The organism is Thermococcus gammatolerans EJ3 (genome assembly GCF_000022365.1).
GTDB classification, from domain to species: Archaea; Methanobacteriota_B; Thermococci; order Thermococcales; family Thermococcaceae; genus Thermococcus; species Thermococcus gammatolerans.
In genome coordinates, this window is the sequence record NC_012804.1 from 1364757 (window position 1) to 1385674 (window position 20918).

Consider the following 20918-nt stretch of genomic DNA (forward strand, 5'->3'; position numbering starts at 1 on the left):
GTGAGTCATGATTCTCGATACCGACTACATCACCGAGAACGGGAAGCCCGTGATAAGGGTCTTCAAGAAGGAGAACGGCGAGTTTAAAATCGAGTACGACAGAACCTTCGAGCCATACTTCTACGCCCTCCTGAAGGATGATTCGGCAATAGAAGACGTGAAGAAAGTAACCGCCAAAAGGCACGGGGCGGTCGTCAAGGTGAAGCGCGCCGAGAAGGTGCAGAGGAAGTTCCTCGGCAGGCCGATAGAGGTCTGGAAGCTCTACTTCACCCATCCTCAGGACGTCCCGGCGATTCGAGACAAGATACGCGCCCATCCAGCAGTTGTGGACATCTACGAGTACGACATACCCTTCGCCAAGCGCTACCTCATCGACAAGGGCCTGATTCCGATGGAGGGGGACGAAGAGCTCAGGATGCTCGCCTTTGACATCGAGACTCTCTACCATGAAGGCGAGGAGTTCGGAACCGGGCCGATTCTCATGATAAGCTACGCCGACGAGAACGAGGCAAGGGTGATAACCTGGAAGAAGATTGACCTTCCGTACGTTGACGTCGTTTCGACCGAGAAGGAGATGATTAAGCGCTTCCTCCGCGTCGTCAAGGAGAAGGACCCCGACGTGCTCATCACCTACAACGGCGACAACTTCGACTTCGCCTACCTGAAAAAGCGCTGTGAGAAACTCGGGATAAAGTTCACGCTCGGGAGAGACGGAAGCGAGCCGAAGATCCAGCGCATGGGCGACCGCTTCGCCGTCGAGGTAAAGGGTAGGATACACTTCGATCTCTATCCAGTCATAAGGCGCACGATAAACCTCCCGACCTACACCCTTGAGGCCGTTTACGAGGCCGTCTTCGGGAAGCCAAAGGAGAAGGTTTACGCCGAGGAGATAACAGAGGCCTGGGAGAGCGGGGAGGGCCTTGAAAGGGTTGCCCGCTACTCGATGGAGGACGCGAAGGTGACCTACGAGCTGGGAAGGGAGTTCTTTCCGATGGAGGCCCAGCTTTCAAGGCTCATAGGCCAGAGCCTCTGGGACGTCTCCCGCTCAAGCACCGGCAACCTCGTGGAGTGGTTCCTCCTGCGGAAGGCCTACGAGAGAAACGAGCTCGCCCCAAACAAGCCCGACGAGAGGGAACTTGCGAGACGGCGCGAGAGCTATGCGGGTGGGTACGTTAAGGAACCAGAGCGTGGATTATGGGACAATATTGTGTATTTAGACTTTCGTAGTCTCTACCCCTCAATTATCATAACCCACAACGTATCGCCGGATACCCTCAACCGCGAGGGCTGTAAAGAGTACGACGTCGCCCCGGAGGTGGGGCATAAATTCTGCAAGGACTTTCCGGGGTTCATACCAAGCCTCCTGGGAGATTTGCTTGAGGAGAGACAGAAGATAAAGAGGAAGATGAAGGCTACGATTGACCCGCTTGAGAAGAAGCTCCTCGATTACAGGCAACGGGCCATCAAAATCCTCGCCAACAGCTTCTACGGCTACTACGGCTACGCCAAGGCCCGGTGGTACTGCAAGGAGTGCGCCGAGAGCGTTACGGCATGGGGAAGGGAGTACATAGAAACCACCATTCGCGAGATAGAGGAGAAGTTCGGCTTTAAAGTGCTCTACGCGGACACAGATGGATTTTTTGCAACAATCCCAGGAGCTGACGCCGAGACCGTGAAGAAGAAGGCCAAGGAGTTCCTCAAGTACATCAACGCGAAACTGCCCGGCCTGCTCGAACTCGAATACGAGGGCTTCTACGTGAGGGGCTTCTTTGTCACGAAGAAGAAGTACGCAGTGATAGACGAGGAGGGCAAGATAACAACGCGCGGGCTGGAGATTGTGAGGCGCGACTGGAGCGAGATAGCGAAGGAGACGCAGGCGAGGGTTCTTGAGGCGATACTCAAGCACGGTGACGTCGAGGAGGCCGTCAGGATAGTCAAAGAGGTCACCGAAAAGCTGAGCAAGTACGAGGTTCCGCCCGAGAAGCTGGTAATCCACGAACAGATAACCCGCGATTTGAGGGACTATAAAGCTACTGGCCCGCACGTTGCCGTTGCGAAGAGGCTCGCCGCGAAGGGCGTCAAAATCCGTCCTGGAACGGTGATAAGCTACATCGTCCTAAAGGGCTCTGGCAGGATAGGTGACAGGGCGATTCCAGCCGATGAATTCGACCCGACGAAGCACCGCTACGATGCGGAATATTACATCGAGAACCAGGTTCTGCCGGCAGTGGAGAGGATTCTAAAAGCCTTCGGCTACCGGAAGGAGGATTTGAGGTACCAGAAGACGAAGCAGGTCGGTTTGGGCGCGTGGCTGAAGGTGAAAGGGAAGAAGTGAAGGCCAAGCTCCTTCGCTAGCCCTCCTTTTCTATCCTTTCCAGCACCTCCAGAATCCCCTCGACGCTCGGCACCTCGAAGCCCCTCTCGTGGATTCTCCTCACACCTTCGGCCTCTGGATTAATCCAGACCGCCCAGAGGCCTGCATTTAGGGCACCTTCAAAGTCCTCAGCATAGGTGTCGCCGATGTGTATGGCCTCCTCAGGCTTCACGTTGAAGGTCTCCAGGGGCTTTCTGAACATCTCTGGCAGGGGTTTGTAAGCGAGAACCTCGTCGGCGAAGAAGGTTCTATCGATGTAGTTCATGAGGCCGAAGCGCTCGAGCAGAAGCCTAGTGTACGAACCCGGCCAGAACATCACGTTGCCCGTGACGGTAACCTTCAAGCCCTTCCGCTTAACTCCCTCAAGGGCTCCTCTGGCTCCGGGGAGCACTATCTCTTCATCGACCTTGAGAACGGCCCTCGCAACCGCCCGCTTTACCAGCTCGACGTCTATTCCAAGAAGCTCAGCCAGCATCTCCTGGCTCTCCTCCAGGGCCCGCCTCGGGTTTCCCTCTCCCTTAGCGCGCATGGCCTTTATCCTCTCACGCGTCAGGAGTATTCCCTCGACAACATCGAGTATGCAGGCCCCCATGAGCTTGGTGAGCTCAACCGAGAAAGCATCGAGCATAACGTCCATGCTGAGAACGGTGTTCCAGACGTCGAATGAGACGAGCTTCATGTTCTCACCAAGGGAAGAACGAAACTCCGCTTTAAAAGATAAGCGATTAAGGTTCGACCGCCAGGTACTGGCCGTTTCGCTCGAAGGCCTCGAAGACCTTTCCCCCTTCTTTCGTCTTCAGCTCGACGAGAACCTTCTTCGGGATCTTTTCAACCTCGGCCTCAACCCGCTGGTAGCTGAGAACCTGGATGAACGCATCGCCGAGCCTCTCGAACTCAAAAATGAGGTTTCCGTCCTCCCATCTCGTACCGCGGAAGTTCACTCCGCCCATTCTAAAAGTCACCTCAAGAACTACCTTCATCATTGTTCCCCCGTTGTTTGTATATCTATCTCAGCATGGGAGTTTAAAAAGGTGTAGTTGGTCTCTATCCCCACCGAAATTTATTAAAAGCTATTTTGCTGGGATTACAATTGGAGAACATAAAGGTGACAAAAATGGCCGGAAGGAGAGTGTACGTTGCTGTGGCAACTCTCTTGATAGTGTTGATGTGTTCCACCGCTTTAGTCAGAGGGTACCTTTCTCCAGAGAACGTTGAGGTTCAGGTAGACACCAAAATTGAGTACTACCGAACTTTCCCCTTGATGAAGCCAACCCTGGAGTTCGAACTGCCGGGAAAGGGGCCGAAGAGCCTCAGCATCGGGGGAATCCTCCCGAACGGCTCTTTTGTTGATCTCGGCCTGTACTTCGGAAAAGGTACCCTTAGAATCCCCCGAAAGAAACTGCTGTGGTACTTCAGGGAATGGGCCGAGTACGGGAAGAGGAACGGTCTAAAGCCGGGGGAAGTTGTTCCCGGTTTGATACTGCTGGGGACGGTGGTGGAAGGCAATCAAAGCTATTCGATAGCTTCCTCTCTCGTGCTCGATCCAGAGAAGGTTCTTGGGGGTATACCGTAAAGGTAGCCCTCCGCGGAGAGTTAGTTCCGATGGGGAAAACTCCACAGTTATCTAAAGATTCCACGAATAAAGGGTTGGAAAGTGTTGAAACTGAAATTCCCACCACCATACCCGACTGGTCAAACAGTTCTATCAATTCTCATGGGTGCAGCGTTACCGAGCAGGACCCCGTCTTGAGGGAGTACTGGAAGCTTGGGGAAGTCCTGGACAGCGGAAGCTCATTCGTGCCGCTCGGGAACGTCTACCTTCACGGCGACACTTCAAAGATCAACAACGTTGTAATTAAGGAAAAGTTCCAGAGCACCGAAGACGTTGGGATAAGGTTCTCGGGAGTCCTAGCGTACCAGACAAAGAGCCTGGATATTCACTCGCAGCTTGTAGACACGGTGCTCGAACTTAGGGGTAACCGCATCTGGCTCAATTACCAGAAGGACTTCTGGAGGAACGCTGAAATAAGGGGCGCAACTCTTCTCGGAATGGGTGTGAGAGGAAGATACGTCATCGCCAGGTACTGGAAGTTCGTCGGGAAGGGCTGTCCCTGGGACTGGAATACAAGCGAGTCCGCGTACTTCATAGCGTTCGTCCCCGAAATAAAAAACGGGGAAATGGTCGGAGAGTATCGGGTGGAATACAATACCCCCGAGGCCAATGATCCAGTTGAAACCCCGGGAGTGCTGTCAAGGACCATGTACTACGTCCAGAGGTACTACAGAGGCGAGGAGAGCTGGATGAGCGGGGCGAAGGTAATCGATAGCATAAAAGTTCTCAGCTATGAAAGCGAGAGCCCCCTCTTCAGCCGTGGGATACCGCTCCTTCCGTTGCTGGGTGAAAGCGTGCCCTCATCGTTGGCGCAGCCTCTGATGTCGGCCACAGTGGGGATAACCTCCAACAAACAGGAGTTCTCAACTGTGGCAGTGGCGATCTCTCCTGCCTCCAAGGACGTTGAATACAGGGTTACACGTTACGAAAGTCCCGCAGTTTTCTGGTATAAGGGACAGTACTACCGGATATCGACGATGTTCCTCGACGTCTATGTCCCAGAAGAGAAAGGAGGAGCGCCCGGATGCCTTAAGCCGGGTTCAGAGTTAGTATGTCCCACAAAAGAAAATGGATGAGTGGCCGTTCATTTGCTCATTCTTTTTTCTTCAGCTTAACGACCTGCTTCGCGAACTCCTCGAGAACCTCTTTCCTCATGCCCTCGAAGAACTTAATTGACCCCGCGTAGCTGTGGCCACCGCCTTCGATTCCTGCCGCGGGCAGTTTCTCCTGGAGCTTTGGAATTATGGCGTTGAGGTCGAAGTTATAAGCCGCCATTCCGTCGCTCGCTCTAACCACGGCGAAGTCCGGCCCGTAGGCGAGCGTTAGGATTGGAGAATCCTCGCCGTACTTCTCCTTGAAGTGGTCGTGGATTAAACCGCTCAGCTTGCCCGGTGAAGGATAGCTGAACTTCGGCGCGAAGAGCTCGACGTCGATGGTGTTGAACCTTATGCCGTTTGGCAGGACGACGCTCTTGACGTGGGGCAGGGAGGCCCTTAAAGCTTTCTCCTGCTTCTCCTTGACCTCTGGATAAATCGCGTTTATCAGCTCGCGGTGCCTCTGCAGGTTGCCGGTGAGGAGGAGAATCTCGTCTATTATCCCGTGCCCGTCCATGAACTTCCAGTAGAATGCCTCGTGGTCTATGACCTCGGCAATCTTCTTCAGGTCTTCTTCGGTGAGGCCCTTAGCCTTCTTGGCAATCTCGAGGTACTGGTAGAACTCTGGAGCCTTGCTCCTGTCGCCGGTTCCAGCTATCGCCGGCAGGTGCTTTATCTTGTCCTCGACATCGGGGTTGACGAAGCGGGCCACTTCAGTTGCCAGCATTCCGGCGGTGAGCTCGTAGTAACCGCGCTTGACGTGGTGAGGATTGACGTGAACATCGACGTACTCATCGACCTTAGCTTTGTCCTCGCTCACCCATTCGCGCGGGTCGTGGTGGTCTATGACCACTATTGGAACCCCGTAGGCCTTTATCCTCTTGTAGGCCGGAATGTCCTCGCTCGTTCCGCCGTTGTCAACTATGACGACGAGGGGGAGCGGGTCGCCGAACTTCTCGTGGTCCTCGACCATGAAGATTATATCCTTGAGAACGTCCTCCAGCTCGTAGAACGGTGCCCTGCTCGGTCTGCGCTTGAAGAGCTTCCACCTCGCCTGCGGGTCTGGGGATATCTTTTCAATCAGCGGGACTATCGCGTATTCAAGGGCAAGGCCTGAGGTGTATCCGTCGGTATCCGAATGGTGCCTCAGGAGAATCGGCCTGCCCTCGAAGATGGCCCTGCGTATCATGAAGGCGGCCTTCATAATCTTAGGCTTGAGCTTCTCTAAGACCTCGCTCTGGACGAGGAAGCCAACGTCCTTCGGCTGGGCGCGCTTGTCGAGCTCGGCCTCTATCTGCTGCTTCACCCTCGCCGCGTCCGGCCCCCAGAGCCTTGCCATGTCGCTGACTTCTATCTGGATTTCACCGGAGTGGAAGGCTATCTTGCCTATGACCTCCACGATGTCGCCGACGTTTATGTTCGGGTAGGCCCTCACTCCCGGCGCCTCAAAGGCGGCCGCCCAGGTTATTCCCGTTCCGTCGGTTATCGTGAAGACCGTAGGCCCGCCGGTTACCTGTATCTGGGTGACCCTTCCCTGTATCCTCACGGTCTTACCTGCCATGTCCTTGCTGAGCTCGGCTATCGGCGTTACGGGCAGTTCCTTTCTCACAGTCACCGTCTTGTAGTTTTTGAGCGCCGACTCGATTAGGTCTATCTCCCTCTTGTCGGGCCTGACGTCGAGAACCTGAACGAGTATCTCCTCCCCCGGTTTGTACTCCCTTCCGCCCAAGAGATCCTTCCTCTTGATCAGGCCAACGACGTGCGGATTAAGCTTGACAAAGACGCCAAAGCGCTCCACCCTGTCGATCGTTCCCTTGTAAACGTTTCCGATCTCAACGTCCTCGTAGTCGCAGGTCTTGTCGAGGATGTAGACGACCTTGTACTTCCTCAGGCAATCAGGACATACCCACGTCGTCTCCATACCCGGTTCCCAGGGCCCTCTTATCTTGCCGCAGATGTCGCAGGCGAGTACCTTGCCCGTTCCCCCGCATGTTGGACAGGTGTCGTAAACCGGCACGGTTCCCTTACCGTGACACTCGGGACACGGAATCTCGTCAACTTCGTCTTCAACGCCAAAGTAATCGAGATTTCTGTAACCTTTGAGCTTGTCCCCGATTTTAAAGTCAGCCGGAACGTAGCCCCAGCCCTCACAAACGGGGCACTCCTTCTCGCCGACCTTAACCTTTCCCGTTCCGTGACACTCGGGACACTCCTTGACTACCATCGCTCCCACCACCGGTAGAATCTGACATGGTCTTATAGTCTTTTCCCAAACGGTTTTATAGTGTCGGGAAGAGTGAAAACCGCGATGATGAGTGAATCCAATGCTGATGGGATGATGAGCCCCGAACCTGAGCGCGAGGTGGTTGAACTGGAAAAACTCCGGAAGAGTGTTGAAGAGCTCACGAAGCATATTGAGAACCTTGAAGAGCAGAAAAAGCCCGACTCCCTCGGCTGGGACGATATAGCGCAGGAGATAGTCGGGGCGATAACCTTCGCCCTACCCTTCATCTTCACGGAGGAACTCTGGGACATAGCCAAGGACATTTCGGTTGGGCGCTCTATAGCGATACTCATTATGACACTCGGCGTTGCGTATCTCTTCATAGCCAAATCGCGGATAGGAAACCTGAAGAGGGAGGAGCTCTTTCACGTGCCCAAGAGGCTCCTGACCGTCACCCTGATAGCCTACCTGACGTCGGCCGTTCTGATATACCTCTACGGGATAAACAACCTCGCCGACTTCACGGCCATTCAGTACATCAACGCGACCATACTCGTGAGCACCTTCGCGGTCATCGGCGCGATAACGGTTGATATGGTGAGGTGAATGAAACTTGTAACCGGAAAGCACTGGGAGGCCTTCGCCGACGAAAACTCGCTCCTCTTCCCCGAGTACAGGAAGAACCGTGACGAGCTGATTGGCTTCGTGGGCTCACTGAAGGGAGACGAGACCATCGTGACTGCCAGTTTAGAGCTGATAGACCTTATCACAAACCGCTTCAGGAAGGGCGAGGAGAACGTTCTAATTTACTCGGACACGGGCAAGATCTTAACCCTGAAGGAAGTCTACGAGCTTAGGAAGTACCTCGACTTTGACGTGAGAGGGGGTTTCTCGGGAGAAAGGGCTAAAGTGAGCATACTCTTCGTCGAGGGGAAGACCGACGCCAAGTTCTTCAAGGCCGTTTTCAAGAAGCTCTTCGAGTTCAGGGAGAGCCGAAATGCTCCACACCAGTTCCGCTTCATAGAGCGCGTCTTTGAGCGCGACAACTTCGACCTTCTGAAGAGGGAATCGGACGGAGTTTACCTCGCCGTTATCCCGAGCGAGGGCAACTCGGGGGTAGTTAGAAACCTCGGAAACTTCCTCAGAGCTATGAAAGTCTTTGACTTCAGCGTTGACAGGGTTGGCGTTGCAATTGACATAGACGAGAGCAGGGAAAGCGCCCTCGCTTCGATAGCTGGGAAGCTCTCGGGCTTTGAGCAGGGAACGACCGCTATGGGCTACCTCGTTGGAAACACCGAGGTAATTCCGCTCGTTATTGGACTGCCCTTCGAGGACGAGCTGATAGAGTGGAAGAAGCCGACGGTTGAAGATTTGATGCTCCACCTCATCGAGCGCGAGGGGCTACTTAATAAGGTACGGCCGGGCATTAAAGCGCTCAACGGAAGCCTCGGGAGAAAGCTCAAGCCCAAGGAAGTGATGTACTTAGCGCTTTCTGCATACGGCCACTGGGGCAACCTCGAGGGCTTTTACGAGCTGTTCGTCATGCGCTCCCGCTTCAGGAACATTAAAGCCGTCCTGAGGGAAGCCGGGCTTATGGAGGGGCTGAGATATCTTGCATTCATGCCCTAGTTTTCGGATTTATTTGGCGGATTACTGAGAACGGTAACGTAATTGGAAAGGGGTTGTTATCCCCCAATGCGAAACGCAACAAGGGGAACGCCGTGATATTTCCCCTGAGCTTTGGATAGTCCTTCAAAGACCGGGTGGCACGAACCTCTCTCACCGTAAAGGTCGAGGGTGAAGGTGAAGGCGCTCATGTTACCGCTTTTGTACTTCACGTCAATGGAGAAGTTCCCAGGCCAAACGCCGGGAATTGCTCCTTCTGAAGACAGGGCTGAGACAAAACCGGAGGCATCAATTGAGAAATAATCACTGGGAAGCTCGTTCAGCGAGAACTGGTAGTATGGATACGTGATGGTATCTGAGGTGTATCTGCCCGCGAGCTTCCACGAACTAACCGGGGCGGGCATTACGTTGGGCGGCCTCTCGTGTCCCCACGAAAGCGAGGCGGGTTCGAAGCCCTTTACGAAGACGTACTCCTCGTAAAAATTGCCACCGTTTACGTGCACACTCCAGCGTTCGTACCTGTAGATAAAGTTCATCCAGACGTACACGCTTTCACCGCGGCCAAAAGCCGCGTGGGAAACACTACCCCCACGGGGGCTGTAGAGGTAGATCGTCCCGACCTTCATCAATTCGCCGTTGAGGAAGACGTAAACTCCGAATCCAACGCGCGCGTTTTGGAGATAACCCCAGGTCACCTGCCCCCAGCTGTTGCGGTCAAAGTTTAGAACCTCCGCAACGACCGCTGGGATAGTTCTTTCTTCCGAGTTTTCCAAGATCTCGTAGACATCATCTGAGCTGGAAGTACGGGAAGTGCCTCCACTCTGCCCAAGCGACGCGTTAACCTGCGAAAGCCGCCTATAGCTTGGGACGATCGTTATTTTTGAAGAGCGGGCCTTTTCTCCCAGAGAGATCCCGTGAACGGCAACTTTACCGCCCCGCACAACGGTCAGCACGATGAAGGGCTCGCCTCCGTAGGATCTCCTCTCTACCACCTCTCCCCATGCTCTTCTCAGCCCTGATACGTCCAGATAAACGGTTTCTCCCTCAATCGAGAGGGGCCGAATTTCCCTAAAGCCATCGGGATAGAGGGCCTTAACAAGAATTCTCGCCCCCGTAGAATTCCGAATCTCAATCGCCACGACCTCCGAGGGGGACGAGTGAGCGTGAAGTGCTATCACAAGAACCCCCAACACGGCGAGGATCGTCGTCAACAGTACAATTGCCTTACCCTTCATGGGAATCACTAAAACAATGTATGCTCATCATGATATTTAACAATTGCCATTCATAGCTAGTATTCTGTGCAAGCATACTACCCTTTCAACGGCACAGTGTAGCCAGCAAAGCTCCGCTGGAGCTATTTATGGTTTGGGGCATTAAGGCCGCTTGGAGTTTATGAATCACACAAAAACATAATCACTGAATTAAATAATTATCGAGGCCAAACCCCAAGCAGGAACTTCCAGAGGGGGACGACCCTTATCTTCCTCCCATCAGACTCAACGATGCCCTCTTCGTCAAGGGTCACAACGGTGAGGTTCTTGCAGTTGAGCGTTTTGGACGCGCGGGTAAGGGCCAAAATCTCGCGTTCCCTGGCATCTTCGAGGCTTAGGGTGACCTGAATCAGTTCAACGACCCTCCCGGATTCAGAAACCACGAAATCAACCTCCTTCTCGCCGGAGCCGCCATAGTAGTGAATCCCCATGATGAGAGGATTGGTGTAGTGCTTCCTCCTGAGTAGCTCAAGGAAGACCGCGTTTTCCATGTCCCTTCCGGCCTCTTTACGCGAGAAGAGGGCAAGGCCAGTGTCCACTAGGTAGACCTTCTTCGGCGCCCTGAGGGATTCCTTCTCGGAGCGGGCGAACCTGGGGAGGAAGAAAACGAAGAACAAGTCTTCAAAACAACGAGAGAACATCAGAGCGCGCCCTTCTCCTTCAACAACGCGAGGTAGCTCGTGAAGGCTCCCGTCGAGATTGTATCGCCGAGGCCGACCGTCGAAACCGGGTTCTCCACGAGCCTCGTCGGAATTATCACAACCTTGTACTCCCTCGTGCGGAGCCGTCTCTTGGCCTCCTCAAAGCGGAGCTTGACGTACTCTCCACGCTCGTTGTAGGGGACACTCAGGCCAACCTTGAAGTCCTCGGGCGAGCGGATGTCGCCAAGCGAGGCCCTCGCCGCCGCTAAGGTCGTCGCCAGCTCAAGGCTCTTCCTGAGCTCCTCCTCGCTCAACGGATTGTCGGCGTGGGTGATGTACATGAGGTAATAAATCGTGTGAATCTGCAGAACTTCGAGGTTCATCTCGTCTATGAGGATTTTTCCACCCAAGACGGTGTCCTCGATGCGGTTGTAAGTGAATATCCTGTCGGCGAGCTTGGAGTAGCCAAGGGCACTCAGGACGTAAGCTATCTCCGACTCGTCCATGCCAACGCTGTCCACGAGCGGGAAGAGGTTGTAGATGACCTTCTTCCTGAGTTCCCTGCTCTGTATCGAGGCGAACTCAAGGTGAACCTTGACGTCCTTCTCACGCTTGAGCAGGAGGATGTCCTTCTTGGCCTCCCTTAGATAATAGTTCGCGTCCTTTCCGTCGGAATAGCGAAGTCTTATCCCCTGGTAGCCCGAGAGGATTGCGCCGTCAACCTGGAGGCCGATTTCGGAAAGGAAGGGCTTCAGCTCCGGCCTAGTGTAAACCCTTATGCTCTCGAAGCGGGCAGAAACTATGAAGCGGCCCGAATAGGGGACGGTAATCGTCTCGTCGCCAAGCTTGAACCTCATCCCCGCGCGGAACTCAAAAATCCGGTTAACCTTGACCGGGTCGTTCTCGCGGTAGGCCTCGTGGGGATGCTTCAGAACGAGCTTTCCGTTCTCGACTACGGGATAGAAGAGATTCTTTTTTGGTACGAACATCTCCGCCTGTCTCCTCGCGAGGTGGGGCGTGTAAACGATTACCTTCCTGAAGTCGAGGTTGGCTAAGAGGTTCGCTATTATTCCCGCCTGACCTCCGATTCTCTCAACGTCGTACTTAAAGTGGCTATCAAACCAGCTCTGGAGCTCCTCGTTGACGAGGGGAACCGCCATCGGCTTTCCAGTCTTGAGGGCGTGAACGAGCCTCGCGACGAAGTCTATCGGCTCGTTTATCTCCCTGGGGTACTCGTCCATTCTCCTCCTGACGGCCTCGGCACCGAACTCGTCGATGAGACCCTGAACTATCTCACCCGTGAGATAGACTATTGCATCAACGTTAGCGTTGTAGGCTGTGAAAATCGATAGCTTCCTTGCCTCGTCGAGGAGCTCCATCATTATGTATCACCCTCAGTGAGTAGCAAGTTCAAAATCTTAAAAGGGTTTCGGGGAGTGTTATCACCTCCCGTGTTCAGGTAAATCTTAAAAGCACGTACACGTAATTATCCTGTTGAATTTTGAGGTGATGAACATGGGAAAAAGAAGAGCCGTTACGTCGATGGCTGTGGCCCTTCTCCTACTCATGAGCGTGGGGGACCGTTGCGCTTTTGGAGCCACAGCCAAAGCCGGACCTAATCCAGGACATGCCGAGGCCCGTGATAACGGGAATGAGGGTGCATAAAACCGTCTGCAACGGAAAAGCAACCATAGACGTCACGGTGAACAACTATGGATGGACCACCGCCGTGGGCACCCTGAAGGCCTACGTCGATGGAAACGCCGGGAACAGCGTGGGCATTGAAGTTGACCCCTACCACCCGGAGACCTATACACTCACCGCCCCCGCGGAGCCGGGCGAGCACACCGTTAAGGTCGTTCTCACATATCCGGGAGGGAGTGATTCAATGAACAAAACGGTGACACTCCTCAGGGATTCGGACTGCGAGTACCTCAGCGATCAGGAGGAATACGATTACGGAACAAATCCAAACGATCCAGACACGGACGACGATGGTGTCATAGACTCCAAGGATATGAACCCCCTTGGCGACTACAGGATAAAGATCTACATCCTCAGGGCGAGGGCGCTGGACGACGTTGACAGCGCTTTGGTTGGCCACAACCCCGCGGACATGAACCTTACCCTCACAGTAAACGGACAGACAAGGACGCTCTTCCTCACAAACGACCAGGACGACAAGGAAAATAAAATCCTCCCAACAGACGATCCCCTCCTCAACCTTGAGGACTACGCGATAGCCAAAGCCACTTTCGACGTCCCGGACGATAAGGTTTTCATCCCGATAACTTTCCACCTTTATGACAAAGAGGGCAATAAAAAGGGAGAGGACATTGACATCTCCCCCGGCCCCGGAACCGTTGCGAGAATAATGTACAACCTCAAAACCGGAACCTGGAGCGGCGACGATTATCCGGGGGACGAGGAGAGATACTTCGGCTACGGCCACCTGAGCGGCTGCGGCGACGGCTCGTGCGGCGTTTCTTCCCACGATCCGAAAAAAGACCTCAAGGTCTACGTCAAGTACGAGAGCATCCTGGAAGAGAAAGGAATCAAGGGCGAGATCCTCAACATCACAACCATCCAGGATGTCAAAGAAGTCAGGGTAGGGGGCGGAAAAGGAGTGCTTTCAATATCCAGGCCGGGTAGCGTTAAAATAGCCACGGTAAGGCTCGAAAACGGCAGTGTGGTTAACGTCACCCTCGTCAACACCTACAACGCGAAAGTCCTCAGGGTAAATCCGATAAAGCCACCCCAAGGGCCGGACGCTTCTCTGGCCAGGGAAAACACAACCACCGTGGAGTTGGTGGGCACGGCTCCGGATGAGCCGTTAAAGGGTGAAGTCGAGATAATCCCGATGGAAGGAGACCTCATTGATCCCGGCCTTGGGGAAGTCATCACGTACTCCTCAAGGGAGGAGCACGACGGGGAGATCTGGTTCGTCATCGTGCCGGACGAGCCGGACGGGATACCCTTCTGGCGCGAGGTCGAGCTCAACAAAGAGCTGGAAGCCAGCGGAATCTCAGAGAGGTTCGACCCGAGCGACGGCTATTACCTGCTGGAGACAAATTCGGGGGACTTCTGGTCCTGGCTTGAGCAGTTTTTGAAGTGGACGGACATAAATAACAAAGAGAAACTTGGGGACTACGATGGCGACGGTGTTCCGAACGCCGTCGAGGTCTTGATCGGGAAGGATCCGGCGAAGAGGGATATACTCGGCATTGAGCTCACGGTGTCGGTGGAGTGGGACATGAGCGAGGAGGACAAGAGGAACTTAGCTTACAGCATCAGGAAAGCGAGTGATTTCGTCTACGACCACACGGACGGCTACGCGATGATAACCAGGGTTACGATCTGGGACGACAAGAAGAACTGGGATAAGGCTGATGTGAGGATCTACAACACAGGCTGGCAAATTCTAATAATAAATGATGACCACTGGCCTTCCTCTTGGATTGGGGCATACTGGAACTCCACCTTGTTCATAGAGATGCCTAGAAGATTTTTCAGGTACTCCACAGATTCCAAAGGCGAAATGGGGAGTAGTAAGTGGGGTAAGACTTTAGGACATGAGATAGGTCATTATGTTTTCTGGTTTTGGGATGAGTATCAAGACTGGAACAGGCATAAATATAAGACTTGGTATACTACACAAATGGCACTATATTATCGGGGTGAAAGTGCATTCGATATAAGCAGAATTCTCTCCGATAAACTCCTAAGCATACATAGCGTTATGAATAATGAGTGGAAGTGGAGTGAACTGAGCACGCCAGGTGATTACAGTAGTTTTAAAGAGGATGCAATATACATATGGAGGACTTATTCCCACGCTTGGATTGTGGCAGGATATAAATCATGGGAGTACATGTTGCCAGAGCAATGGGGGAACTTAACTCATAAAGACAAATGGCACTGTTCATCGTGGGAAGCGCTGTTTAAGTTCTTAACAGGATATGATAGGCCAGAATGGGTTAGAGGGCCATCCGTAGACATTTGTATGGATCCGAATCTTGATGGCTCTTGCGACAAAGCGCTTCCACAAGATTACACTCCAAAAACCGGCCCGTACACTGGTGTTGGCTACTTTATGGAGGTGGTTTGGGGATGAGGCGGAAGTTGTTTGCTCTCTTTCTTTTACTCACTCTCCTGCTCGGGTATTTGGCTTATTTGAACTCCCTCCCACTAGCAGTCAGAGCTTACAAACTCGCAAGAATCCCCAGCGACGAACAGTTAATAGCAGTTTACCACGACAAGGACTTCTGGCAGTTCGCGACTTATAACGAGAAGACTAACACGCTCAAGCTTTACACGGTTGAGCAATCATCTCCCCTCTGGCTGAAGAGGAGGAATGTAGAGAGCGTAAAAGCGCTGGTAAACTACACTCCCTTAGCTTTAGACTTAAAACTTCTCAAGAGCTATGAACCACACAGTAAAGCACTCCTCTTCAAAACCCTCGGCTGGAAATACGAAGAAGACATCAGCGGCTCATACTGGGCAAACCTGAGCGAAGTCATCCGGCCGGGAGAAAAATATTATCGGATTTACGGGCTCGGGAGCAGTTCTGGACTGTGGATTAAGTCAAAAGCCGTGTGCAGAAAAACCAACCTCGACATAGTATGCTACGGAACAGCGGGAACTAATGGGATTCTTGTGATCCCAGGATTTAAGGATAGTAAAATGCTGTGGGTAGTTGAAGGCATTAAGGGAAATCCCCAAGTGGCGTTCTTTTACCCTGGAGTGGTGCTCAAGAATGTGACAGAGGAGAACAAAGTGTTCACGTACTCCAGCGAAGATAGGGAAGTAATTAAAAGCATTGTCCAAAAGCTTGAGGGGAAAAATCCCTCCTACTTGGAAGTATGGTTTTTAAGAAAAACCAAGTGCCCAGGCTACGGACAAATTCTGACCAACAGGGGAGATTTCTGCGAGCTCTATGCTTGTTACAGCGGCAATTCAGCAAGCATAGAACTTGGAAACATCTCCTGCATTTCAAACCTCGAACTGAGAAACAGGTGAGGGAGATGAAAAAGCTTACTGCTGTTTTAGGGCTTCTCTCAATCCTCCTTTTGCTCTTAGCTTACGCTTACTCTAACCAGCCTCACGAGACCATGAGCAGTCTCTATCAAAAAATCCCAGAACAAGTTAGAGAGAACGCACAGCTAATAGCGGCCTACTACTCCTCACAAAACGGGGACAGAGAGTACCAATTCGCGTTTTACGATCCAAAAGAGAGAACACTCAGCATTTACACTTTTAAGATTTCAAACTTTCTCAAAATCTTTTGGGACAAAGAGGAGAACAAGATAACCTGCGAAACGCCATTCAATTATTCTGTACTGGCCACCAGCCCAGAAAAACTCAAAAACTTCGAAAACTGCGACAACTGTAAGCTATTCCTTTACAAGGGCAGGATTTACAAGAATAAAGAAATCGAGAGCATTTACCCGTCAATCGAGCAGGTAATCAAGGAGAACACTACCTACGTTAATTTTGTGCTACTCAAGGATGAAGAACTATCCATTGGAGGAATAATTGAAAGACACGGGGACATGGGACTAGGGCCCGCATACTTTGGGTACAAGGGATTACTTCATCTACCTACAACTATGCATAATCCGAGTAGAGGAGTCATAGTAGAGTTCATCGCAAAAAACGATACAATTCATGTAGTTATTCACTATCCAAAAAACATGACATTTTCGACTATTTCAAGTGTCAGATTGAGAAAGGATTGGAACTCTACATGGAATCTAAAAGAAGTTCCACTCAGTGAAATCCTCCAAAAATCTAAATCCAAAGAACTTTCCCAAGAGATCAAAGGAAGTTTACGCTTTGAATTCTCTATTACCAAACGAGACAATAGAGCGGAAGCGTGGGCATCATGGATAAACTCTCGCAAACAGGCTCATGGTTACTGGAGGCTGTACCCACCAGACAAGATAGAGTGGAGAAGATTTACCTGCATTGAGAAAAGCTGTAGATGGACTGAAGAAAACATATTCGACCCATTTCCCTGAGAAGATACCCCCACTAATACACGGAGGCCACGATGATGAAAAATACAAAACTCCTTGCTCTCTTTGCATTCTTTTTGATCATTCTTTTGCTCTTTGCTTATGCTTACTCTAACCAGCCCAACGAAACCATGAGCAGTCTCTACCAAAAAATCCCAGAACAAGTGAGAGAGAATTCCCAGCTAATAGCCGCTTACTACTCTTCACAGAATGGGGACAGAGAGTACCAATTCACGTTTTACGATCCAAAAGAGAGAACACTCAGCATTTACACGTTTAAAATCTCCAAAATATTGAAAATTTGGCCGAGAATGACAGAAGACAAAATCTTCTGCAAGACCCCATTCAACTACTCAGTATTAGCAACAAGCCCAGAAAAGCTAAAAGACTTCGAAAACTGCAACAACTGTCGACTATTCTTATACAAGGACAGAATTTACAAGAACGAAGAAATTGAGGGGATCCAACCAAGACTCTCGGAAGTGTTAAAGGTGAACGAAAGCTACTGGCGAATTCAAATCCTCGGCGCCAGCGAACTATCAACAGGAAACATAATAGGCTCCTCTGGCGATGCTGGAGAAATGTTTGGTCTTTCAGGTTATCCGGGATTGTTGATTCTTCCGGCAGGGAACAACGCGAGTAGAGGGGTAATCATCGCGATTCAACCGTTGAATGAAACTCATGAGGTTATTAGAATACACTTCCCGCTGAACGTTACTTTTGAATTCGTGGAGAGACATTATGACAACCCAGATTTCCCCCTCTGGAGTTTGGAGAACTTGTCCAGTGCTGTTAAGCGTTTGCAGGCTTTCAAAATCGAGCCGAAACCATGGCGATGGGAGACTACACTAAGCGGCAAATACGCCGGAATAGCATGGTTCACACAATCAGGGGCGTACTATGAATACGAAATACATCCTCAGTCAAAGTGGATTTATAATGGTGACTTCACAATATCACGGTTCGAGTTCAGGTGTAGGAGAGGAGGTGCATCCCCATACTCATACTACTACCCATAACGGAGGTCGGAAGATGAAGGAACTTCTCGTAGTTTTAGTTTTTGTTTCAATCCTTTTGCTCTTTGCTTACGCTTACTCTAACCAGCCCAACGAAACCATGAGCAGTCTCTACCAGAAAATTCCAGAGCAAGTTAGGGAAAATTCGCAGTTGATAGCGGCTTATTACTCGTCCCAAACAGGCTTTGGCGGCTTTAGAGAGTATCAATTCGCCCTCTACAATCCAAACGATCGAACAATCAGCATTTACACGTTCAAAATCTCCAAACTCCTGAAAATCTGGCCGAGAATAACGGAAAACAAAATAACCTGTAAAACCCAGCTTAACTACTCCATCCTAGCCACCAGCCCAGAAAAACTCAAAAACTTCAAAAACTGCGGCAATTGCAGAATACTCCTCTACAAGGACAGGATTTACAAGAATGGGGAAATCGAGAGCATTTACCCGTCAATCGAACAGGTAATCCGGGGCAAGGAGAACACTACTTACGTGAAACTCTCCCTCCTCAAAGACTCAGAAATCACCACTGGAGCAGTAGGGTTCGTCATTGGAGACATGGGATTCTACACTGATGATGTTTATTATGGGAGGGGTTTGCTTTATTTGCCCAGTCCTATTGTGAATCTCACGAGGGGTGTTGTGGTTGAATTCCTGCCAGTGGACAACGAGACCATTAAGAGGGTAATTCACTACCCGGGCAACGTTACCCTCTCCGACGAGTTCAAAATCACAAAATACTACAGGGTTAACATCACGCGGAACTTGACTTGGACGTTAAAGGAAGTTCCAATCGAGCAGATTCTTCAAAAACTCGACTCTAAACAGCTCCAAAAAACCATTGGAGAGGACTCGAGAGTTAGGCTCGAAATATCCAAGGAACCCTTATGGGCCAAAACACCAAAACTCGAAGCCTGGCTAATATGGATAGACAAAGGGAAAACTGTGTATATAGAAAAACGAATATATCCCACTGAAAAAACTTACAAGGAAAAATTCAGCTTCATCAGTGGTTATTACTGCGGCTGGTAGAGGTGAAAAAATGAGATCCTTCCTTGCTTTCCTCCTTGTTTTCCTCCTTTCCTTCCTTGCTTACAATGCTTACACTTACCACCAGCTCTCCTCAGCGGAAGGAGCTTACAAGTTAGCAGGAATTCCAAGCAGTGAAAAGCTCATTGCGGTCTATCATGATGAGAACTTCTGGCAGTTCGCCACCTACAACCCGAAAGCCCGAGAACTCAAAGTCTATTACGTTGGTCAGGATTTTCCTCTGCTCTTCAGGATAAAGAAAACAAAAACCGTGAAGACACCATTAAACTACTCCCCACTCGCTCTTGACTTGAAACTCCTCGAAAAAGCTCCAAAAGAAACTCCTGCATTACTCTTCGCCGGAAAATGGTACACTAAAGAAAACCCACCAGAATTCCCAACAGTAGAGCAAATACTCCAACAATACAACAACAAAACAATGAGGAGATTGAGTGCTTATTATGCCGAAAAAGAACTCTGGATTGGGGCAATAACCATGCAGACAGGCGATGCAATTTATGGAGGAATAGGGCCCGGGCGAATTCTCGTAATACCAAGTTTGAAATCCTACATGGAAAAACCCTTTGTGTGGCGTGTTGAAATTCCAGCTGGAGGGGATAAGTCCCAGCACATTGTCTATTACCCAGACGGAATTACAATCAAGGGATATGGAGAAGTTGTTCTCCCAAAAGCGTTTGTGATAGAGAAATGGGTTCTTGAAAAGTCTTTAAACGCAACATTGAAAGCACTGGCAAAGCCTACCCCAATCTCAGGCTCTGCAAGGAGTTTTGTCGATCTAACGATATCCTGCTGGGACTCAAACTCAATAGAATGGAGCATCATGTATATTACCAGATACTGGCCCGGTATCTCAATGCAGAACAAAATACCGGAAGGTTACGTTCTTAGTGACTATGGTCAAACCTCCGGAAAATGCCAAATAATTAGAACAGCCAATTCACAGGGGTGATCCAGGGATGAAGCGCTGGCTTTCACTTTTCTTTATTCTTCTCCTTCTTGCATGGGGAGTTAAAGCATACCAAGTTCACACAAGCCTTACAACCCCCAGCAGAGTGCTCCAACTCATAAAGCACAACGAAAGCGAGGAGCTCATAGGAGCATACGTAAAAGAAGGAACGCTCGGCCCTAAATGGCAGTTAATATTCTACAACCCCAACAGCCAGAAAATCAGGATAGTCTCTTTAAGTGAGAAACTTGGATTAATTCCCGGACTCCTCAAAGAAACATATCTAAACCCAACGCCATATAACTACTCCCCGCTCTCAACTAACTTAGAACGCCTGAAAGATTGGGACGGAAAAACGCCCGCGCTTCTGTTTCACGAAAAGTGGTATTATAAATCAACCTTTCAAGGAATCCGCAACTTTCAGAACATCCAGAGCGAAAACCTCACCTTGCTTGGCATTTTTTACTCCAAAAACAGTTTCTGGATGGGAGTCCAAGGAATCAGAGTTTGCAACGCAGATTTCGGCTACCCCCCAGCTGGTCCCGGCGGAATCATAGTGCCGCCCAATCTCGCGGGTGACGGTGCCCCAACAGTTCTCGCGACTGTTAGGAACAAGGGAAACCATTCAGAAACATCGATAATATTCTTCGATGGATCTACTATCAACATAACTGGGGCAGTTCACCCAGAGTGCATCATGGCCATCTTTGCAGATAGATTTGGAATGGTGTTCTGTGGCGATGCACGGAAAGAATTTTTGAAGGAAACTCATGAAATTCCTAATTGCCCCTTTGAATTGAAGGACGTGAGCGAACTCGCCCAAATTTGGTATCGAGATGCGAGACAAAACCCAAGTAGGATGGCAATGTTTGTGGCCAGACCCGTGAAGGGTACTTCGAAGGACTGCAGTGCTGAGATAAGATGGGTGGTCATAACCCTAAAGGGAGAGGGTTATTGTGGCGACGAATACTCAGGAAAACTTGAGAACACGTAACATCCAAGGATACAAACCCAAAACCGGCCCCTACACCGGCGTCGGCTACTTC

18 protein-coding genes are annotated in these 20918 nt (G+C 51.0%); 12 read left to right on the forward strand and 6 right to left on the reverse strand.

Annotation, left to right across the window (positions count from 1 at the left end):
- The first annotated feature begins 7 nt into the window (after positions 1 to 7).
- Positions 8 to 2335: a DNA polymerase gene (locus TGAM_RS07365; protein ID WP_015859068.1), complete on the forward strand. Its 2328-nt coding sequence runs from the start codon at positions 8 to 10 to the stop codon at positions 2333 to 2335.
- A gap of 16 nt (positions 2336 to 2351) precedes the next feature.
- Here TGAM_RS07365 and TGAM_RS07370 read toward each other — a convergent pair whose 3' ends face one another.
- Together TGAM_RS07370 and TGAM_RS07375 are read right to left on the reverse strand one after the other, a co-directional pair.
- Entirely contained in the window at positions 2352 to 3053 is a 702-nt protein-coding gene (locus TGAM_RS07370; RefSeq protein WP_015859069.1) for an HAD family hydrolase, read from the reverse strand.
- 46 nt (positions 3054 to 3099) lie between these two features.
- Positions 3100 to 3354 carry a hypothetical protein gene (locus TGAM_RS07375; RefSeq protein ID WP_048811427.1) on the reverse strand — a complete coding sequence of 85 codons (255 nt, stop codon included), beginning with the start codon at positions 3352 to 3354 and terminating at the stop codon, positions 3100 to 3102.
- 134 nt (positions 3355 to 3488) lie between these two features.
- On the opposite strand from TGAM_RS07375, the gene TGAM_RS07380 reads away from it, so the two are divergent.
- Both TGAM_RS07380 and TGAM_RS07385 read left to right on the forward strand, forming a co-directional pair.
- Positions 3489 to 3947, forward strand: coding sequence for a hypothetical protein (locus tag TGAM_RS07380; protein ID WP_148206287.1), 459 nt, complete (start codon positions 3489 to 3491; stop codon positions 3945 to 3947).
- A gap of 74 nt (positions 3948 to 4021) precedes the next feature.
- Complete coding sequence (locus TGAM_RS07385) at positions 4022 to 5062, forward strand: hypothetical protein (protein ID WP_148206288.1); 1041 nt, start codon at positions 4022 to 4024, stop codon at positions 5060 to 5062.
- A gap of 16 nt (positions 5063 to 5078) precedes the next feature.
- On the opposite strand, the gene TGAM_RS07390 is transcribed toward TGAM_RS07385, so the two are convergent.
- Positions 5079 to 7304 carry a DHH family phosphoesterase gene (locus TGAM_RS07390; protein ID WP_048811255.1) on the reverse strand — a complete coding sequence of 742 codons (2226 nt, stop codon included), beginning with the start codon at positions 7302 to 7304 and terminating at the stop codon, positions 5079 to 5081.
- 87 nt (positions 7305 to 7391) lie between these two features.
- Between TGAM_RS07390 and TGAM_RS07395 the strand changes: the two genes are divergently transcribed.
- On the forward strand, positions 7392 to 7910 hold the full coding sequence (locus TGAM_RS07395; protein WP_238516271.1) for a DUF2391 family protein: 519 nt from the start codon (positions 7392 to 7394) through the stop codon (positions 7908 to 7910).
- The gene (locus TGAM_RS07400) at positions 7911 to 8933 is read left to right on the forward strand and encodes a DUF3226 domain-containing protein (RefSeq protein ID WP_015859075.1); all 1023 of its coding nucleotides are present in this window, start codon (positions 7911 to 7913) and stop codon (positions 8931 to 8933) included.
- Between the two features lie 56 nt (positions 8934 to 8989).
- Here TGAM_RS07400 and TGAM_RS07405 read toward each other — a convergent pair whose 3' ends face one another.
- The 3 genes from TGAM_RS07405 to pfkC all read right to left on the reverse strand — a co-directional run bounded on the left by TGAM_RS07405 (position 8990) and on the right by pfkC (position 12227).
- A complete protein-coding gene (locus TGAM_RS07405) occupies positions 8990 to 10165 on the reverse strand; it encodes a hypothetical protein (RefSeq protein WP_048811257.1) in 1176 nt (391 codons plus the stop codon).
- A gap of 197 nt (positions 10166 to 10362) precedes the next feature.
- Positions 10363 to 10845, reverse strand: a complete 483-nt coding sequence (locus tag TGAM_RS07410; protein ID WP_015859077.1) for a DUF4143 domain-containing protein — start codon at positions 10843 to 10845, stop codon at positions 10363 to 10365.
- Positions 10845 to 12227, reverse strand: a complete 1383-nt coding sequence (pfkC, locus tag TGAM_RS07415) for an ADP-specific phosphofructokinase (protein WP_015859078.1) — start codon at positions 12225 to 12227, stop codon at positions 10845 to 10847. The genes TGAM_RS07410 and pfkC overlap by 1 nt, the downstream gene beginning before the upstream one ends.
- 209 nt (positions 12228 to 12436) lie before the next feature.
- Here pfkC and TGAM_RS07420 point away from each other — a divergent pair, with 209 nt between their 5' ends.
- The 7 genes from TGAM_RS07420 to TGAM_RS07450 are packed head-to-tail and all read left to right on the forward strand — an operon-like array spanning position 12437 to position 20866.
- Positions 12437 to 14959, forward strand: coding sequence for a hypothetical protein (locus tag TGAM_RS07420; protein ID WP_015859079.1), 2523 nt, complete (start codon positions 12437 to 12439; stop codon positions 14957 to 14959).
- The gene (locus TGAM_RS11170) at positions 14956 to 15864 is read left to right on the forward strand and encodes a hypothetical protein (protein WP_048811258.1); all 909 of its coding nucleotides are present in this window, start codon (positions 14956 to 14958) and stop codon (positions 15862 to 15864) included. Before TGAM_RS07420 ends, TGAM_RS11170 begins: the two co-directional genes overlap by 4 nt.
- Positions 15865 to 15869: 5 nt before the next feature.
- Positions 15870 to 16865 (forward strand): hypothetical protein, encoded by a 996-nt coding sequence (locus TGAM_RS07430; protein ID WP_052291830.1) that lies wholly within the window; start codon positions 15870 to 15872, stop codon positions 16863 to 16865.
- A gap of 32 nt (positions 16866 to 16897) precedes the next feature.
- A complete protein-coding gene (locus TGAM_RS07435) occupies positions 16898 to 17881 on the forward strand; it encodes a hypothetical protein (RefSeq protein ID WP_015859082.1) in 984 nt (327 codons plus the stop codon).
- Between the two features lie 13 nt (positions 17882 to 17894).
- Positions 17895 to 18908, forward strand: coding sequence for a hypothetical protein (locus TGAM_RS07440; RefSeq protein ID WP_052291831.1), 1014 nt, complete (start codon positions 17895 to 17897; stop codon positions 18906 to 18908).
- Positions 18909 to 18918: 10 nt separating this feature from the next.
- Complete coding sequence (locus TGAM_RS07445; RefSeq protein WP_048811259.1) at positions 18919 to 19875, forward strand: hypothetical protein; 957 nt, start codon at positions 18919 to 18921, stop codon at positions 19873 to 19875.
- A gap of 7 nt (positions 19876 to 19882) precedes the next feature.
- Entirely contained in the window at positions 19883 to 20866 is a 984-nt protein-coding gene (locus TGAM_RS07450; RefSeq protein ID WP_015859085.1) for a hypothetical protein, read from the forward strand.
- The last annotated feature ends 52 nt before the right edge of the window (positions 20867 to 20918 follow it).